Source organism: Kitasatospora sp. NPDC005748, assembly GCF_040630735.1.
Lineage (GTDB): Bacteria > Actinomycetota > Actinomycetes > Streptomycetales > Streptomycetaceae > Kitasatospora.
Map to the genome: position 1 here is coordinate 25,215 of NZ_JBEXYD010000024.1, position 16,101 is coordinate 41,315.

A 16,101-nucleotide genomic window follows, 5' to 3' on the forward strand; every position below is an offset into this window, starting at 1 on the left:
GTCGTCAATTTCTGTGGGTCGTGTCACCCGACCGCAGAAACGTTAGGGTCAAGGGCCCGCGCATCCCTTGACAGAGGGTTGCCCGATAGTCGACACATCCTGCCCACTACCGTGGATTGTGTTGCTGCGAACGCCTTGAACGGCCTAGAGTCGCAAACCGTCGGCATGCTGCCACGCTGACGAATCGACATAGAGTCCTGGATGCCCAAGGAGGTAAGACGACTTGTGAATGAGTCGACATTTGCTCCCGGGGGTGGTCAGCCAGGACTGGCGGAGCACACCGCCGTCCAGCCGAGTGAGGAGTCCGGGGCCCGGCAGGCCACCGTGGGCTCGGCCGAGGTCGGCTCGGTCGCACTCCGCACTTTCGAAGCACGACAGAACACAGCACAGGTGACCACGGTGACCGACTACGACGTCGACCTGCCGGCCCACGGCCTGGCCTACGGCGAGTTCGCCTACGGCGCCTACGACGACCCGGACGCCGAGTACGAGCCGGACCCGGAGTACGCCGCCACGCTGGCCCCCGACGCCGCGCGCCAGCGGCGCGAGCGGGTCGGCCCGACCGGCCGTCCGCTGCCGTACTTCCCGATCCCCGCACCGGTGGCCGAGCACGGCCCCGCGCAGATCATCGCGATGTGCAACCAGAAGGGCGGCGTCGGCAAGACCACGTCGACCATCAACCTGGGCGCGGCGCTGGCCGAGTACGGCCGCCGGGTGCTGCTCGTGGACTTCGACCCGCAGGGCGCGCTCTCGGTCGGTCTCGGCGTCAACCCGATGGAACTCGACGTCACCGTCTACAACCTGCTGATGGAGCGCGGCCTGACGGCCGATGAGGTGCTGCTGAAGACCGCGGTGCCCGGCATGGACCTGCTGCCCTCCAACATCGACCTCTCCGCCGCCGAGGTGCAGCTGGTCAGCGAGGTGGCCCGGGAGTCCGCGCTGGCGCGCGCCCTGAAGCCGCTGCTGCCCGACTACGACTTCGTCATCATCGACTGCCAGCCCTCGCTGGGCCTGCTGACGGTCAATGCCCTGACGGCCGCTCACAGCGTCATCGTTCCGCTGGAGTGCGAGTTCTTCGCGCTGCGCGGTGTCGCGCTGCTGACCGAGACGATCGAGAAGGTCTGCGAGCGGCTCAACCCCGAGCTGCGCCTGGACGGCATCCTGGCCACCATGTACGACTCGCGCACCGTGCACAGCCGTGAGGTGCTGGCCCGGGTCGTCGAGGCGTTCGGCGAGCACGTCTTCCACACCGTCATCGGGCGGACCGTGCGCTTCCCGGAGACCACCGTCGCCGGTGAGCCGATCACGACGTACGCGACCAACTCGGTCGGTGCCGCCGCCTACCGCCAGCTCGCCAGGGAGGTGCTCGACCGGTGCCGCCCCGCCGAGTGAGTCTCCCGGGTGCCGACGAGCTGTTCCGGACCACCGGCGGGATGGCGCTGTCGCCGTCCCTCGCGCCGCGTCCGGCCGCCGAGGCGCCCAGACCGGAGACCGCGCGGGCCGTCAACGGTGCCGGCCCGGACGGTGCCGAGGGCGCCGACGACGGCACCGGCGGTGCCGCGGGTCGTGCGACCGGAGGCGCCGCGAACGGCGGCGAGGCCGGTCGGCCGCGCGAGCACCACTCGGCGGGCGGCGCCTCGGTGCCGGCCCCCGCCCAGCCGGGCGGGGCCCAGGGCATCGGGCAGTCCGGCGCGGCGGGCAGTACGGCCGGGGGCGCGGCGGGTGCCGCGCAGGCCGGTAAGACGGCTCAGGGCGGCCGTGGCGCCGCTCCGGCGCCGCGCCAGCACGCGGGTGCCACCGAGGACCAGGCGGGCGCCACAGGGCGCCCCAGGCCGCGTGGACGGGCACCGCGCCGCCCCACCGGGCGGGAGCGGCACGACGAGAAGATCACCGTGTACGTGTCCGCCGAGGAACTGATGGACCTCGAACACACCCGGCTGGTGCTCCGCGGTGAGCACGGGCTGGCGGTGGACCGCGGCCGGATCGTCCGGGAGGCGATCGCGGTCGTGCTGGCCGATCTGGAGCAGCGCGGCGAGGCGAGCATCCTGGTGCGGCGGCTGCGCGGGCGCTGAGGCCTGCGGGGCGCCTTGCGGCGCTTGTGGTGCCGGTGGTGCTGGTGGGCTCGTGATGCCTCTGGGGGGGCGCTGGGCCGGTGGTCCGGCGTTGTACCGGTGACCGGCGGCGCCCGGCGGTGCGTGCGGCGTGTCGGCGGCCCCGGCGCGGGGCGGGCGGCGGCCGCCGGGTGAAGATGGACCGTTATGCCGAGCACCCCCGAATCGCCCGCCGCCGGGTCCGTCGCTGCCGATGGGACCGCCGGATCCGATGCGTTCCTCGGGGTTGGCGGGTCGGGTGGGGCCAAGGGGTCCGTCAGGCCCGGTGAGACCGTCGACGCGGGCGTTCGCGTCGCTGCGGGGACCGATCCGGGTACGGCAGAGGGGTCGGCTGCGGCAGACGGGCCGGGGACGGCCGCCGGTTCGCCCGGCGGTGGCTTCCGGGTGCGGCTGGAGAACTTCGAGGGCCCCTTCGACCTGCTGCTGAGCCTGATCGCCAAGCACAAGCTGGACGTCACGGAGGTGGCGCTGGCCACCGTCACCGACGACTTCATGGCACACATCCGGGCCATGGGCGCGAACTGGGACCTGGACGCCGCGACCGAGTTCCTGGTGGTCGCCGCGACGCTCCTCGATCTCAAGGCCGCCCGCCTGCTGCCAGCCGCCGAGGTCGAGGACGAGGAGGACCTCGCCCTGCTGGAGGCGCGCGACCTGCTCTTCGCCCGGCTGCTGCAGTACCGGGCCTACAAGCGCGCGGCGGCCCTGTTCGGCGACCGCTGGGCCGCCGAACTGCTCCGGCGCCCCCGGACCGTCGGACTGGAGCCCCACCACGCGCAGCTGCTCCCCGAGGTCGTGATCAGCATCGGCACGGAGCGGTTCGCGCAGCTGGCGGCGCGGACGATGGCGCCCAGGCCGGAGCCGGTCGTCTACGTCGACCACATCCACAGTCCGCCGGTCAGCGTGCGGGAACAGGCCGGGCTGGTGGTCGGGCTGCTCACCGAGCTGGGCGAGGCGTCCTTCCAGCAGCTGGTCGCCGACGCGCCGGACACCCTGGTGGTGGTCGCCCGCTTCCTGGCCCTGCTGGAGCTGTACCGGGAGCGGGTGCTCGCCTTCGAGCAGCCCGAGGCCTTGGGCGAGCTGCTGGTGCGCTGGGTGGCCGAGGAGGACCGGGGTGTGGTCGAGGTGACGGACGAGTTCGACCGGCCGGCCGGTGAGCAGAAGGAGGAGCGATGACGACTGGGGCGGACGGCGGGAAGCGGCGGGTGCGGCGTCCGCTCGGCGTGCCGGGGCAGCCGAGGGCCCAGGAGTGGCTGGAGCCGGCGCCGGGGGTGGTCGGGGAGGCGGCGGCCGGGGAGGGGGAGGTCGCTGCCGCGCCCGTGGTTCCCGTGACTCCTGGTGCTTTCGCTGCTCCTGGTGGATCGGCTCCTGGTGGGGCGCGGGGGGTCGAGCCCGGTCCGGTGGCGTCCGAGGCCCTGGTGGTGCACCAGAAGTCGGCCCCGTCGACTTGCGGTGCGGGGGGAGGCGGGCGGGTGTCCGCGCCGCCTGTGCCTGTGCCTGCGCCGCCTGCGCCTGCACCAGCTCCTGCGCCAGCGCCTGCGGCGCCCGCGTCCGGGCCCGTCGGGTTGGAGGCGGCGGACCGGCCCGGGCTGAGGGCGGAGCTGGAGGCGATTCTGATGGTCGTCGACGAGCCCGCCCGGGAGGCCCACCTGGCGTCCGTCCTCGAACGGTCGCGGGAGGAGGTGGCGTCGGCGCTGCGTGAGCTGTCCGCCGAGTACACCGCCCAGGGCCGGGGCTTCGACCTGCGGCTGGTCGCCGGCGGGTGGCGGTTCTACACCCGGGCCGACTGCGCGGCGGCCGTCGACCGCTTCGTCCTGGACGGCCAGCAGGCCCGGCTGACCCAGGCCGCGCTGGAGACTCTGGCGGTCGTCGCCTACCGGCAGCCGGTGTCCAGATCACGGGTCTCAGCCGTCCGTGGTGTGAACTGTGACGGCGTGATGCGTACCCTGGTACAGCGAGGACTGGTGGAAGAGGCCGGATCCGAGCCCGAAACAGGTGCGATCCTGTATCGGACGACGAACTACTTCCTGGAACGGATGGGGCTCCGCGGCCTGGATGAGCTGCCGGAACTCGCTCCCTTCCTGCCCGAGGTCGACGACGTGGAAGCGGAGTCCCTGGAGGGCACGATGATCGCGGAGGCGGTCGCCGCCGCTGCCGCGCAGGCTGCGGACGGCAGTGGCGAAGCCGATCGGGCTCCGCTCGATCGATAGGGGGGCGGTGAGGTCGGCCGAAACGACCGCACAGCCCAATCCCAGACGGAACGACGTACGGACACTTTGATGCGTAGCAGTGGCAACGGCAGGAACAGCAGCGGCGGCGGCGGCGGTCGCGGCGGACAGGGCGGGGGCCGGAGCGGCGGCGGCTCCCACGGGGGCGGCGCGGGCCGTGGCGGATCGGGCGCTCCGCGCGGGGGCTCGTCCGGCGGCGGCTCGCAGGGCGGCGGTTCGTACGGCGGGGGTTCCTACGGCGGTGGCTCCGGCTCCTCGCGGGGCGGGTCCGGTTCGTACGGCGGGGGTTCGCGCGGCGGTTCGTCGAGTGGTGGGTCCTACGGCGGCGGCTCCGGCTCCCGCGGTGGGTCCGGTTCGTACGGTTCGGGTTCGCGCGGCGGCTCGTCGGGCGGCGGCTCGTACGGTGGTGGCTCCGGCTCCTCGCGTGGCGGTTCGTATGGCGGCGGGTCCGGCTCGTCGCGTGGCGGTTCGTACGGTGGTGGCTCCGGCTCCTCGCGTGGCGGTTCGTACGGTGGTGGCTCCGGCTCCTCGCGTGGCGGGTCCTACGGCGGCGGCTCCGGCGCGCCGCGCGGCGGGTCCGGTTCCTACGGTCGGCGTGACGACCGCCGGGACGACCGGCGCGACGACCGCGGCTTCCTGGACCGCCCGCTGCGGCCCGAGGAGCGGCGCTACGACCGCCCCGAGTTCGGCGGCGGCCCCAACGCCACGCCGGCCCGCGGCGGCTACTCCGGGCGCCGTCCCAACCCGGCACCGCGGCCGCGCCGTGAGGGCCAGGGCGCCCCGGGCGACCCGCGCCGTCAGCCGCAGCGCTCGCGCGAGCTGCAGGCCAAGATCGAGGACGCCGTTCTGGCCCGGCACGACAAGCCGGCCGTGAACCTGCCGAAGACCGCCGGCGAGCCCGAGGGCGAGCGCCTGCAGAAGGTGCTGGCCCGGGCCGGCATCGGCAGCCGCCGGGCCTGCGAGGAGCTCATCGAGCAGGGCCGGGTCGAGGTCAACGGCAAGCGCGTCACCGAGCAGGGCAAGCGGGTCGACCCGCAGAACGACGAGATCAAGGTGGACGGCCTGACCGTCGCCACCCAGTCGTACCTGTTCTTCGCGCTGAACAAGCCGGCCGGCGTGGTCTCCACCATGGAGGACCCGGACGGTCGCCAGTGCCTCGGTGACTACGTGACCAACCGGGAGACCAGGCTCTTCCACGTCGGTCGTCTGGACACCGAGACCGAGGGCATCATCCTGCTCACCAACCACGGCGAGCTGGCCCACCGCCTCACCCACCCGCGGTACGGCGTGACCAAGACCTACCTGGCCGCGATCCAGGGACCGATCCCGCGTGACCTGGGCAAGCAGCTCGCCAAGGGCATCGAGCTGGAGGACGGCTTCGCCCGGGCCGACAGCTTCAAGGTGATCTCCAACGTCGGCAAGAACTACATGGTCGAGGTGACCCTGCACGAGGGTCGCAAGCACATCGTCCGCCGGATGCTGTCCGAGGCCGGCTTCCCGGTCGAGAAGCTGGTGCGCACGCACTTCGGCCCGATCGCGCTGGGCGACCAGAAGTCCGGCTGGCTGCGTCGTCTGACCAACCCCGAGGTCGGTCAGCTGATGCGCGAGGTCGGCCTGTAGGAATCTGTGGACCGGTCGCTAGAGGGGTTCCTCTGTAGACCGGTCGACATATTCTGGCGATCTCTGTAGACCGGTCTGCATAGTTGGGGGCGTTTCTGTGGACCGGTCTGCATAATCGGGGGCCGGTTCTGTAGACCGACCGACATATTCGCGGAGCGTGTCTGTAGACCGGTCTGCATAATCCGCGCGAGCGGGACTGCGTCGGTAGACCGGTCTACATATTCGGGTGTTTCGGGAGGGTCTCCCCGTCGAGTGGCGGGGAGGCCCTCCTGCTGTTCGGCGGGTCCTGCTGTGAGCAAGGACGCATCGCCTGGTCATCGCCTTGTCAGCGCGATGATCCGTGGCCGAAGATTGCCACCTGACCACGACCCGCCGAGTGGCGGGACTGCGCCACCGGGGGCGCGGTCGGGAGTCGAGACGGGGGAGCGGCGTCGTGTCCGATGCACCACTCAGCACACTGGGACTGGCCGCGCCGGACGGTCAGGTCTACGCGGCGCTGGTGGCCAACCCGCAGTCCACCGCGGAGGACCTCGCGACCTGCTGCGGTCTGACACTCCAGCAGAGCGTCCGCGCGCTGGACCGATTGGCACAGCAGGGCATGGCGACCAGGGCGCCGGTGGACCGCCACCGCTTCCTCCCGGTGGCGCCCGATGTCGCGATCGGCACGCTGATCGGCCATCGCGAGTCCGAGCTGCGGCACGCCAGGGCCGAGATGCACCGGCTGATGGACGCCTTCCGGGAGGCCTCGCGCTACACCGACCCGGCGCACTCGGTCGAGGTGCTGACCGGCGGCGAGGCGATCGCCCAGCGGCTGGAGCACATCACCGAGACCAGCCAGTACCAGGTCCGGGGCTTCGACTGCCCCCCGTACATCCAGGACCCGGTCGCCAACATCCCGCTGCAGCGCGAGCGGATGCGGGAGGGGCTGCGGTTCCGGACCATCTACGACCGGGAGGCGGTCGCCTGGCCCGGCCGGCTGGAGAAGAACATCCTGGCCGGCGTCGCGGACGGCGAGGAGGCGAGGGTCCGGCCGGTGCTGCCGATGAAGATGATCATGTCGGACGACCGGATGGCCATCATCCCGATCAGCGTGGGCGACAGCGTCCTCGACGCGGCCTACGTGATCCACCCGTCGGCGCTGCTCCAGGCCCTGGACACGCTGTTCGAGGCGGAGTGGGAACGGGCGGTCCAGCTCCAGTCCGCGATCGGCGCCGCCGAGGGCGCGCTGGAGCCGGAGGCCGACCACCGCAAGCTGCTCGGCCTGCTGGCGGCCGGCCTCACCGACGAGTCGATCGCCCGCTCGCTCGGCTGGAGCGCCCGGACCACCCAGCGCCGGCTGCAGAGCCTGATGCGCGAGCTGGGCGCCACCACCCGCTTCCAGGCCGGAATGGCGGCCCGGGAGCGGGGCTGGCTGTAGCCGGGACGGTGGCGGTTCAGCTCCAGGGCGTGAGGTTCGCCCAGTGGCCGTCCGGGCCGCGCTCGACCTTCTCCAGGCCGACCACGGCGGACCGGTTCAGTCGCCCGTAGATGTGCGGGAACAGCACACCGGGGGTGGCTCCGGGCGGCGGTGCGCCGTTCGGGGCCTCCCACTTCACCATCGGTTCCACCAGCGACTCCTCGATCAGCAGCACCATCAGCGGACCGGGAGTGTCGGCGTAGAAGGCGTTGGCCACCGCGAGCGCCGTCCGCTCGTCCGCCGAGCAGTGGATGAACCCGTCGGTGAGCAGCGAGGCGGTGGCGTACGGCCGGCCGGGGTCGGCCAGCCAGTCGTCGAGGGGGGCGAGGTGCAGGATCATGTTCCTGTTGTACCTGAACGGTCGTCACGGCGAGGGCGCGGCCGACCGGGTTCGGGCGCCGGTGTCACAGGTGGTGGGGTCACAGGTGAGGGGGCCAGAGGCGCCGGTGTCATAGGTGATGGTGTCGCAGGCAGTGATGTCGCAGCCAGTGATGTCGCAGGCAGTGGGGTCACAGGCCCGCCACCTTCGCGGAGGCGGAGATCTCGTACACCAGCGTCACCGTTCGGCGGGCGCCCGGGCCGAGCGGGAGGTCCCAGCGGACGATGCCCTCGGTGTCGAAGGCGTCCGGAGCCGGGGAGCACTCCTCCTTGCGCAGCCGCACCTCGACTGCCGAGACCTCGGAGACCGGTACCCGCTCACGCACCGTGACAAGCTGCTCGTCCCGCTCCTCCGGGCCCGAGAAGCGCGAGATGTGCAGCCGGACCGTCCGGGTGGTCACCGAGCGCTGGGTGAGCCCCGCGGTGCCCTGCCGTTCGTCGGTCTCCCGGACCACCCGGTAGCCGTCCGAGCTGCCGAACGCCAGCTCCGCCTCGGCGCCCGCGGCGGTGAAGGGCAGCTCGCCGCGGCCGGTGAAGCCGCTGCCGCGGATCAGTTCCACCGGGCCGGCGAGCAGCGCGTGCCCGGCCGCGTTGCGGAACCGGACCACCTGGGTCACCAGCGGCGACAGCTCCGGGGCGCAGGCGTACTCGCCGGCGGCGGGCGCAGTGAAGGAGCCCAGCGGCACCCGGTGCGCCCGGCCGTCCGAGGGCACGGTGGCCGGCGTGGGGGCCCGCAGGATCCGGACCTCGCCGCCGTCGTCCACCCCCGGCACGGCCTCGGACGGGCCGAGGGTGCTGATCGTCTCCTCGCGCAGTTCGACCTCGACCGTGCGCCGCTCCTCGGCGCTGCGCTCGCGCAGGGCCAGCACGTCCTCGCTGATCGCGGGCGGTGCGGTGGCCAGTGCCGAGCGGGCGGTGGAGAAGGTGAGCCGGGCGCCCGTCCAGTCCTCGCCGGTGCGCTGCCAGACCACCGCCTCGGACTCCAGGTGGAGCGACCCCTCGGCGAGGGTGGCCCGGTAGGAGGGCCGCCAGACCGCGCACGGCACCAGGTGGCTGACGGTCAGCCGGGCGGGTCCTGCGGCGGCCGCCTCGACGGTGAGGTCCAGGTGGGCGACCAGCTCGGCGGGCGCCTCCTCGGCCTCGTCGAGGGCCGTCCGGGCCTCTGAGCGCTCGACCTCCAGGTCGCGCAGCCGGGAGTGGGCGGCCCGCAGCTCCTCGCCGTACCGCTCGCGCTCGGCGTCCACCCGGTCCAGCTCGCGGGCCCAGCGGGCCCGTTCGACCTCGCCGGCGCCGGCGCCCTCGCCGACCTCGCGGAGCAGGTCGGCGGAGAGCTGGGCGAGCAGGGCCAGCCGGGCCTCCAGGCGGTGGCGCAGCTGGTCCTCCTGGCGGGCCCGCACGTCGAGCTCGTGGACGCGGTGGCGCAGCGCGGAGTCGTCCGGACCGGGCGCCAGCGGGGCGCGCGGGGTCCAGGCGCGGACGATCCGGGCGTCCAGGACGCGGGGGCCCGCCATCCTGGGCGACTCGGCGTCGGCGGGGGCGAGGCCGGTGGCTTCGGCCCGCAGGGTCCGGTCGACGGCGAGCGCGGTGATCGGGCCGAGGCGCAGCCGCTGGACGCCCGCGGCGAGGTCGACGGTCACGGCGCGCTCGACCTGGCTGCGGTCCTCCAGGCAGGTGACGGCGGTGACCGGGAGGGGGATGGTGTCGCTGCTCATCGTTCAGTTCCTCCGGTTTCCACCGACGATGGCCTTTCCGGCCGGGATTCTGATCTGGTACCCGCCGTCGAGTTCGGCCCGCCCGCCCGGCGGCAGTTCGACCCGCCAGAGCCGGCTGCTCGGCGGGCACTCCGGGGAGGGGACGGCGGGCGCGTGCCAGTCGGCCCGTTCCTCGATCCGGATCTCGCTGTCCGGGGTGACCGGCACACGCTCGCGGACCTCCACGGTGACGGCGTGCCCGAGCCGGTTCGCGAGCCCCACGTGCACCCGGTGGTCGAGCACGGTGCTGGTGTTCAGCATGCCCGTGGTGGACTCGTGCAGCTCGGTGCGGCGCGCGACCTCGACGCTCTCGGTCACGCCGGTGCCGAGCCGGCACGTCCCGCCCGGCGCGAGGGTGGGCAGGGCGGCGGTGAGCAGGAACTCGTCGTCGACGGTGACCTCGACCGGACCGGCCAGCACGGCGTGGGCCGTCCCGTTGGCCAGGACCAGCGTCCCGTACACCTTCTCCTCGACGGAGGGGACGGTGACGTACTCGGGCCGGACGGTGACCGGGATCTCGCCGATCGTGACCGTGTGCCAGGTGCCGTCGGACGGGATGTCGGCGGGGGCGGCGGCGTCGAAGCGGTGGTCGAAGGAGCCGGCCGAGGCGCGCGGCGGTACGGCGTGGCGGGGGAGCGGCAGGCCGCTCAGGGTGGAGCCGGTGAAGGTCGGGCGGGTCGGGGCCGTGGGGTGGAGGGTGCCCCGGCGGGCGGCGGGCTCGTCGGGGCCGGCCAGGACGAGCGTGGGGTAGTCGAGCAGCGTGGCGCCCGGGGCGGGGGGAGCCGGGGGCGCGGGCGGGGCCGCGGCGGCGCCGAACTCGTCGGCGAACGCGGCCTCGGCCGCCCCGCCCGCGGCGGAGCGGCGCGCGGAGCGATCCCGGCGGCCGAGCGGCGCGGGGGCCGCGGCGGCCGCCGGCGGGGGCAGCGGGGCACCGGGCTGCGGGGCGCCGGGGTGCGCGGGCGGCGGCCCGCCGTAGCCGGCGAAGCCGAGGGACGGGGCGGGCGCCTCGAAGGCCTGGACGCCGCCGCGGGTGCCGCCCGCCAGGGGTGCGCCGCCCGGTGCCATCGGGGCGGGGGGCGGTACGGGGCGCGGGAGCGGGGCGGCGGCCCCGACGAGGGCCGGTCCGCTACGGCGGGGCTCGGGGCGGGGACCCACCGCGTCGTAGCCGGTGAAGAGGTCGCTCAGCCCGGCCGGGGGCTCGCGCCAGCCGGAGGGCGGCGGGGCGGGCTGGCTGCGGCCGATCCGCAGCGAGCGCAGCTTCGGCAGGTCGGTGCGCCGCTCCAGGTCGGCGGTGGAGAGGGCGAGGCGGACGCCGGTCCAGTCCTCGCCGGTCCGCTGGGCGACGGAGGCGCGCAGGACCAGCCGGCCGGTGTCGGAGCCCTGCTGGTAGGAGAGCCGGTAGGCGGGCACCCAGCGGGCGGCGGGGACGCCGTATTCGAGTTCGATGTCGATCTCGGGGGCGGGTGCGGTGTCCTCGGGCCGGGAGTTCGCGGGCGCGGGAGCGGTGAGGGTGAGCAGGACGGTCGCGGAGGTCTCCACCGGCCGGGCCGGTCCGGCGGTGGACGAACGCGCCAGCCGGTCGGCCAGCGTCTCGGTCGCGTGCTCGGCCCGTTCGAGCTCCTCGGCCAGCTCGTCGGCGCGGAGGTGGAGCCGGGTGAGCCGCTCGTCGACGAACTCGGCCAGCTCCAGCCAGGCGTCGGCGGGCGTGCGGCGGAGCGGTTCGTCCCGGCGGCGGGCCGGCGGGACGGCGCGCAGCGCGGTCGTCTCCGCGATGGTGTCGAGGACCAGGCGCTGCCGCTCGCGGACGGCGGACTCGTGCTCCCGGGCGGCCTTCAACCGGCTGTGGAGCTCGGGGAGTTCGTCGAGGGAGCGGAGTTCGGCGACCGGTTCGAGGCGGGCCTCGGTGACGGCGGTGCCGGGCGGGCCGGAGAGCACCCGGGCCCGCAGCGACCGCCCGTCGAGCACCTGCGGCAGCCCGGTCAGCCGCAGTCGCCCGCCGGGCGGCAGGGCCACCCGGGCGCGCCGGCGGCAGACCGCGCCGACGGCGTGGACCACGACGGAGTCGAGCTCCGACGGATGGGCCGGTACCGCGGTTCGGTCGGACTGCTGTTCGTCGTCTGCCCTGTGCTGGTCGTCCACCCGGCCTACCCCTTCGTTCGCGCCGCTCGCGCCGACGGCGCGCTGCCGCCCCCTGGGCGGTCAGTCTGCCTCGCATCGGCGCGGGCGTCCTCGGATTTCGCCCGTGCTCGGCGTGTACGGCGTGCGTGTGCGGCGGTGTGTGTCCGCGCGTGTGCGGTGCGTGCGTGCGTGCGTGCTGGTGCGGTGCGTGGTGCGGTGTCCTGTGGTCGCGGTGTGTCGTGTTCGCGGTGCGGTGCGGTGCGGTGCGGTGCGGTGCGGTGCGCGTGCGATGTGGTGTGGTGCGGTGCGGTGCGCGTGCGATGTGGTGCGCGTGGTGTCGCGTCAGGGGGGACGGAGCCGGTGGCCGCGCGGTTGCGGTCGGCGGGGGTGGACTGTGGCCGCGGGGGTGGTGGGGATGCGAGAGGATGGGCGGGCACGTCCAGGCCAGCCCCTTGAGGAGAGCCACCCCGCCATGCGCACTGCCGCCGTCGTCGGTACCGGACTCATCGGCACCTCCGCCGCCCTCGCCCTGACCGGACGCGGGCTGACCGTTCATCTGGAGGACGCCGACCCGGACGCGGCCCGTACCGCCGCGTCGCTCGGCGCCGGCACCACCGAGCCGGCCGACGGCCCGGTGGACCTCGCGATCATCGCGGTGCCGCCCGCCCTGGTCGGCAAGGTGCTCGCCGACTGCCAGCGGCGCGGACTGGCGCGCTGGTACACCGACGTGGCCAGCGTCAAGGACGGGCCCAGGGCCGAGGTGGCCGCGCTGGGCTGCGACACCGTCCACTACATCGGCAGCCACCCGATGGCCGGCCGCGAGCGCTCGGGCCCGCTGGCCGCGCGCGCCGACCTGTTCGAGGGCCGGCCCTGGGTGCTCACCCCCACCGCCGACACCGACACCGAGACGCTCAACGCCGTCCTGGAGCTGGTCGCCCTCTGCGGCGCGATGCCGATCGTGATGGACGCCGCCGCGCACGACCGGGCCGTCGCCCTGGTCTCGCACGCCCCGCAGCTGGTCTCCTCGCTGGTCGCGGCCCGGCTGGAGAAGGCCGACGAGACGGCCATAAGGCTCTCCGGCCAGGGTGTTCGGGACGTCACCAGGATCGCGGCCTCCAACCCGGGCATGTGGGTGGACATCCTCTCCGCCAACGCCGGCGCGGTCGCCGACATCCTGGAGGAGGTCGCCGTCGACCTCGGCGAGACCGTCGCCGCCCTGCGCTCGCTGCAGGCCACCGAGGAGGGCGAGCGCCGAGCGGGCGCCGCCGGGATCGAGACCGTGATGCGCCGGGGCAACGCCGGCCAGTCGCGGATCCCCGGCAAGCACGGTGCGCCGCCGACCCGGTACGAGACGGTGGCGGTGGTCCTCGGCGACCAGCCCGGCGAGCTGGGCCGGCTCTTCGGCGAGGTCGGCGCCGCCGGGGTCAACATCGAGGACGTCGTCATCGAGCACTCGTCGGGGCAGCAAGTGGGCTTCGTCCAGCTGTCGGTCGCGCCGGGCGCGGTGACACCGCTCACCGTGGCGCTCCGGGCGAGCGGCTGGAGCGTCCGGGACTGAGGACCGGTACCCGAGGGGCCGGTGCGCGGCCGCCGGTAGGGGTGCCCGGCCGGTGCGGGGGCCGGATCAGGGGCCGGTTCGCGGGTCGGTACGCGGGCTGGTGCGGGGGCGGCGGTACGCGGGCCGGTTCGGGGGCGGCGGTACGCGGCCGGCACGGGGCCGCTTCCGGTGGAACGGAGCACCGGGGCGGGGTCTGGCGCCGGTCCATTAACCTGGAGGGAGACATCCCCCGGTTTTCAGGCTGTGCGGCTCGCGCCGTACAGGATTCAGGTTCGGGCTCAGGCCCAGAGAGAGGTTCGCCCCGTGGACACTGCCGACCGAGCGCACGCCCCGGTCGTCGTCGCCATCGACGGACCCTCCGGCTCCGGCAAGTCGACCGTCTCCCGGGCGGTCGCCGCCCGGCTGGGGCTGAGCTTCCTGGACACCGGCGCCATGTACCGGGCGCTGACCTGGTGGATGCTGGCCAACGACGTGGACATCGACGACCCGGAGGCCGTGACCGTGGCCTGCGGCAAGCCGGTGATCGTCTCCGGCACCGACGCGGCCGGCCCGACCATCACGGTGGACGGCCAGGACGTGTCCGGTCCGATCCGGGGGCCCGAGGTGACCGCGCAGGTCAGCGCCGTCGCCGCGGTGCCCGCCGTGCGGACCCGCCTGGTGGAGCTGCAGCGCGGCTGCGCCGAGGTCGCCGAGCGCGGCATCGTCGCCGAGGGCCGGGACATGGGCAGCGTGGTGTTCCCGGACGCCACCGTCAAGATCTTCCTGACCGCCTCGGTGGCGGCCCGGGCCGAGCGGCGGGCGGCCGAGCTGCGCGCCAAGGGCGTCGACGAGGCCACCATCGCCGAGATGGCTGCCGACCTGGTCCGCCGGGACAAGGCGGACTCCTCGCGCGAGACCGCTCCACTGACCCAGGCCGCCGACGCCGTCCTGGTGGACACCAGCGAACTCAGCCTGGAGCAGGTCATCGGCACGATAATCATGCTGGTGGAGGAGCGGGCCGGGCTGTCGGCGGTCTGAGCCGCCACCGGGCGCCGCCCGGGGGTCCCGTCCCCCGCGCCGTCCGGGATCCATCACTCCGGGCCCACCGCCCGGGGCACACCCTCCGCGGCCCTCGCCGGTCGCGGCCCGCTGTTCGGGAGCGCCCACGGGGCGCCTCCCTGGAAGTACGGAAGCGCCCGCGGGGCGCCTTCCTCGAAGTACTCGCGCTGCCCCGACCGGGGCAGGTACGCACGGCACGCCCCTGGGAAGGGCCGCGCCGGGAAACGGAAAACACGAACATGACCGCAGAGCACTCCGCCACCGAGCACGGTGAGCTGGACGCCGCCGAGTACGCCGAATTCATGGCGCTCGCCGCCGAGGAGGGGTTCGACCCCGAGGACGTCGACGGGCTCGGGGGCGCCGACCACGCGCCGCTGCCCGTGCTGGCCGTCGTCGGCCGCCCGAACGTCGGCAAGTCGACCCTGGTGAACCGCATCATCGGCCGCCGCGAGGCCGTCGTCGAGGACAAGCCGGGCGTCACCCGCGACCGGGTCAGCTACGAGGCCACCTGGAACGGCCGCCGCTTCAAGGTCGTCGACACCGGCGGCTGGGAGATCGACGTCCTCGGCATCGACGCCATGGTGGCGGCGCAGGCCGAGCTGGGCATCGAGACCGCCGACGCGGTGCTGTTCGTGGTCGACGCCACCGTCGGCGCCACCGACACCGACGAAGCCCTGATCAAGATCATTCGCCGGGCCGGCAAGCCGACCGTGCTCTGCGCGAACAAGGTCGACGGCCAGTCCACCGAGGCGGAGGCCGCGTACCTGTGGTCGCTCGGCCTCGGCGAGCCCTTCCCCGTCTCCGCCCTGCACGGCCGCGGCTCCGGTGACCTGCTCGACGCCGTCATGGCCGCCCTGCCCGAGGCCCCGCCGCAGACCTTCGGCGTCGCCGCCGGCGGCCCGCGCCGGGTCGCGCTGATCGGCCGGCCCAACGTCGGCAAGTCCAGCCTGCTCAACAAGGTCGCCGGCGAGGAGCGGGTGGTCGTCAACGAGCTGGCCGGCACCACCCGTGACCCGGTCGACGAGATGATCGAACTGGGCGGCAAGACCTGGAAGTTCGTCGACACCGCCGGTATCCGCCGCCGGGTCCACCTGACCGCCGGCGCGGACTTCTACGCCTCGCTGCGCACCTCCGCCGCCCTGGAGAAGGCCGAGGTCGCGGTCGTGCTGGTCGACGCCAGCGAGACCCTGGCCGAGCAGGACACCCGGATCATCTCGATGGCCGTCGAGGCCGGGCGTGCCGTCGTCATCGCCTACAACAAGTGGGACCAGCTCGACGAGGAGCGCCGCTTCTACCTGGAGCGCGAGATCGAGCGCGATCTCGTCCAGGTGCAGTGGGCGCCCCGGGTCAACGTCTCGGCGAAGACCGGCCGGCACATGGAGAAGCTCGTCCCGGCCATCGAGACCGCCCTCGCCGGGTGGGAGACGCGCATCCCGACCGCGCGCCTGAACGCCTTCCTCGGCGAGCTGGTCGCGGCGCACCCGCACCCGATCCGCGGTGGCAAGCAGCCGCGCATCCTGTTCGGCACCCAGGCGGGTACCCGCCCGCCGCGCTTCGTGCTGTTCGCCTCGGGCTTCCTGGAGGCCGGGTACCGCCGCTTCGTCGAGCGCCGGCTGCGTGAGGAGTTCGGCTTCGTCGGCACGCCGATCTCGATCTCGGTGCGGGTGCGGGAGAAGCGCAAGCGCAAGTAGTCGCCGCCGCTGCGCCCGGTCGGCCGCCGCGCCCTGGTGGCGGGCCGGCCGGCCCGGTGGTCCGGTGGTCTGTCGGCCGGGGGGGTCGACGTAACGCTTGGACAGGAGGGCCCCCGCCGTTTCGACGGCGGGGGCCCTCCTGCGTGCGGGGGCGG

At 74.3% G+C, this 16,101-nt stretch carries 12 protein-coding genes; 9 read left to right on the plus strand and 3 right to left on the minus strand.

Features of this window, described 5'->3' with window-relative positions; translation table 11 throughout:
* The first annotated feature begins 225 nt into the window (after positions 1-225).
* The 6 genes from ABZ495_RS19025 to ABZ495_RS19050 all read left to right on the plus strand — a co-directional run bounded on the left by ABZ495_RS19025 (position 226) and on the right by ABZ495_RS19050 (position 7,373).
* On the plus strand, positions 226-1,392 hold the full coding sequence (locus tag ABZ495_RS19025; RefSeq protein WP_329490171.1) for a ParA family protein: 1,167 nt from the start codon (positions 226-228) through the stop codon (positions 1,390-1,392).
* Positions 1,389-2,072, plus strand: coding sequence for a hypothetical protein (locus tag ABZ495_RS19030; protein WP_352296123.1), 684 nt, complete (start codon positions 1,389-1,391; stop codon positions 2,070-2,072). Before ABZ495_RS19025 ends, ABZ495_RS19030 begins: the two co-directional genes overlap by 4 nt.
* A gap of 186 nt (positions 2,073-2,258) precedes the next feature.
* The gene (locus tag ABZ495_RS19035; RefSeq protein WP_359808213.1) at positions 2,259-3,284 is read left to right on the plus strand and encodes a segregation/condensation protein A; all 1,026 of its coding nucleotides are present in this window, start codon (positions 2,259-2,261) and stop codon (positions 3,282-3,284) included.
* Between the two features lie 389 nt (positions 3,285-3,673).
* Positions 3,674-4,318 (plus strand): SMC-Scp complex subunit ScpB, encoded by a 645-nt coding sequence (gene scpB / locus ABZ495_RS19040; RefSeq protein WP_359808211.1) that lies wholly within the window; start codon positions 3,674-3,676, stop codon positions 4,316-4,318.
* Positions 4,319-4,387: 69 nt separating this feature from the next.
* On the plus strand, positions 4,388-5,956 hold the full coding sequence (locus ABZ495_RS19045) for a pseudouridine synthase (RefSeq protein WP_359837007.1): 1,569 nt from the start codon (positions 4,388-4,390) through the stop codon (positions 5,954-5,956).
* Positions 5,957-6,389: 433 nt separating this feature from the next.
* Positions 6,390-7,373 carry a helix-turn-helix domain-containing protein gene (locus tag ABZ495_RS19050; RefSeq protein ID WP_329490175.1) on the plus strand — a complete coding sequence of 328 codons (984 nt, stop codon included), beginning with the start codon at positions 6,390-6,392 and terminating at the stop codon, positions 7,371-7,373.
* A 16-nt stretch (positions 7,374-7,389) separates the two neighbouring features.
* Here ABZ495_RS19050 and ABZ495_RS19055 read toward each other — a convergent pair whose 3' ends face one another.
* The 3 genes from ABZ495_RS19055 to ABZ495_RS19065 form a co-directional block, all read right to left on the minus strand.
* A complete protein-coding gene (locus ABZ495_RS19055) occupies positions 7,390-7,752 on the minus strand; it encodes a DUF952 domain-containing protein (RefSeq protein ID WP_329490176.1) in 363 nt (120 codons plus the stop codon).
* A gap of 169 nt (positions 7,753-7,921) precedes the next feature.
* Positions 7,922-9,502, minus strand: a complete 1,581-nt coding sequence (locus ABZ495_RS19060; RefSeq protein ID WP_359837009.1) for a mucoidy inhibitor MuiA family protein — start codon at positions 9,500-9,502, stop codon at positions 7,922-7,924.
* A gap of 3 nt (positions 9,503-9,505) precedes the next feature.
* Positions 9,506-11,680: a DUF4139 domain-containing protein gene (locus tag ABZ495_RS19065; protein ID WP_359837010.1), complete on the minus strand. Its 2,175-nt coding sequence runs from the start codon at positions 11,678-11,680 to the stop codon at positions 9,506-9,508.
* A gap of 451 nt (positions 11,681-12,131) precedes the next feature.
* On the opposite strand from ABZ495_RS19065, the gene ABZ495_RS19070 reads away from it, so the two are divergent.
* The 3 genes from ABZ495_RS19070 to der all read left to right on the plus strand — a co-directional run bounded on the left by ABZ495_RS19070 (position 12,132) and on the right by der (position 15,946).
* Positions 12,132-13,217 carry a prephenate dehydrogenase gene (locus tag ABZ495_RS19070; RefSeq protein ID WP_329490179.1) on the plus strand — a complete coding sequence of 362 codons (1,086 nt, stop codon included), beginning with the start codon at positions 12,132-12,134 and terminating at the stop codon, positions 13,215-13,217.
* A 303-nt stretch (positions 13,218-13,520) separates the two neighbouring features.
* On the plus strand, positions 13,521-14,234 hold the full coding sequence (cmk, locus tag ABZ495_RS19075; protein ID WP_329490180.1) for a (d)CMP kinase: 714 nt from the start codon (positions 13,521-13,523) through the stop codon (positions 14,232-14,234).
* 260 nt (positions 14,235-14,494) lie between these two features.
* Positions 14,495-15,946 (plus strand): ribosome biogenesis GTPase Der, encoded by a 1,452-nt coding sequence (der, locus tag ABZ495_RS19080; protein WP_329490181.1) that lies wholly within the window; start codon positions 14,495-14,497, stop codon positions 15,944-15,946.
* The last annotated feature ends 155 nt before the right edge of the window (positions 15,947-16,101 follow it).

Excerpts from the sequence above, each read along its gene's own strand:
- ABZ495_RS19035 (WP_359808213.1), top strand. The coding sequence starts at position 2,259 with ATGCCGAGCACCCCCGAATCGCCCGCCGCCGGGTCCGTCGCTGCCGAT.
- ABZ495_RS19045 (WP_359837007.1), top strand. The coding sequence starts at position 4,388 with ATGCGTAGCAGTGGCAACGGCAGGAACAGCAGCGGCGGCGGCGGCGGT.
- ABZ495_RS19055 (WP_329490176.1), bottom strand. The coding sequence starts at position 7,752 with ATGATCCTGCACCTCGCCCCCCTCGACGACTGGCTGGCCGACCCCGGC.
- ABZ495_RS19060 (WP_359837009.1), bottom strand. The coding sequence starts at position 9,502 with ATGAGCAGCGACACCATCCCCCTCCCGGTCACCGCCGTCACCTGCCTG.
- ABZ495_RS19070 (WP_329490179.1), top strand. The coding sequence starts at position 12,132 with ATGCGCACTGCCGCCGTCGTCGGTACCGGACTCATCGGCACCTCCGCC.
- der (WP_329490181.1), top strand. The coding sequence starts at position 14,495 with ATGACCGCAGAGCACTCCGCCACCGAGCACGGTGAGCTGGACGCCGCC.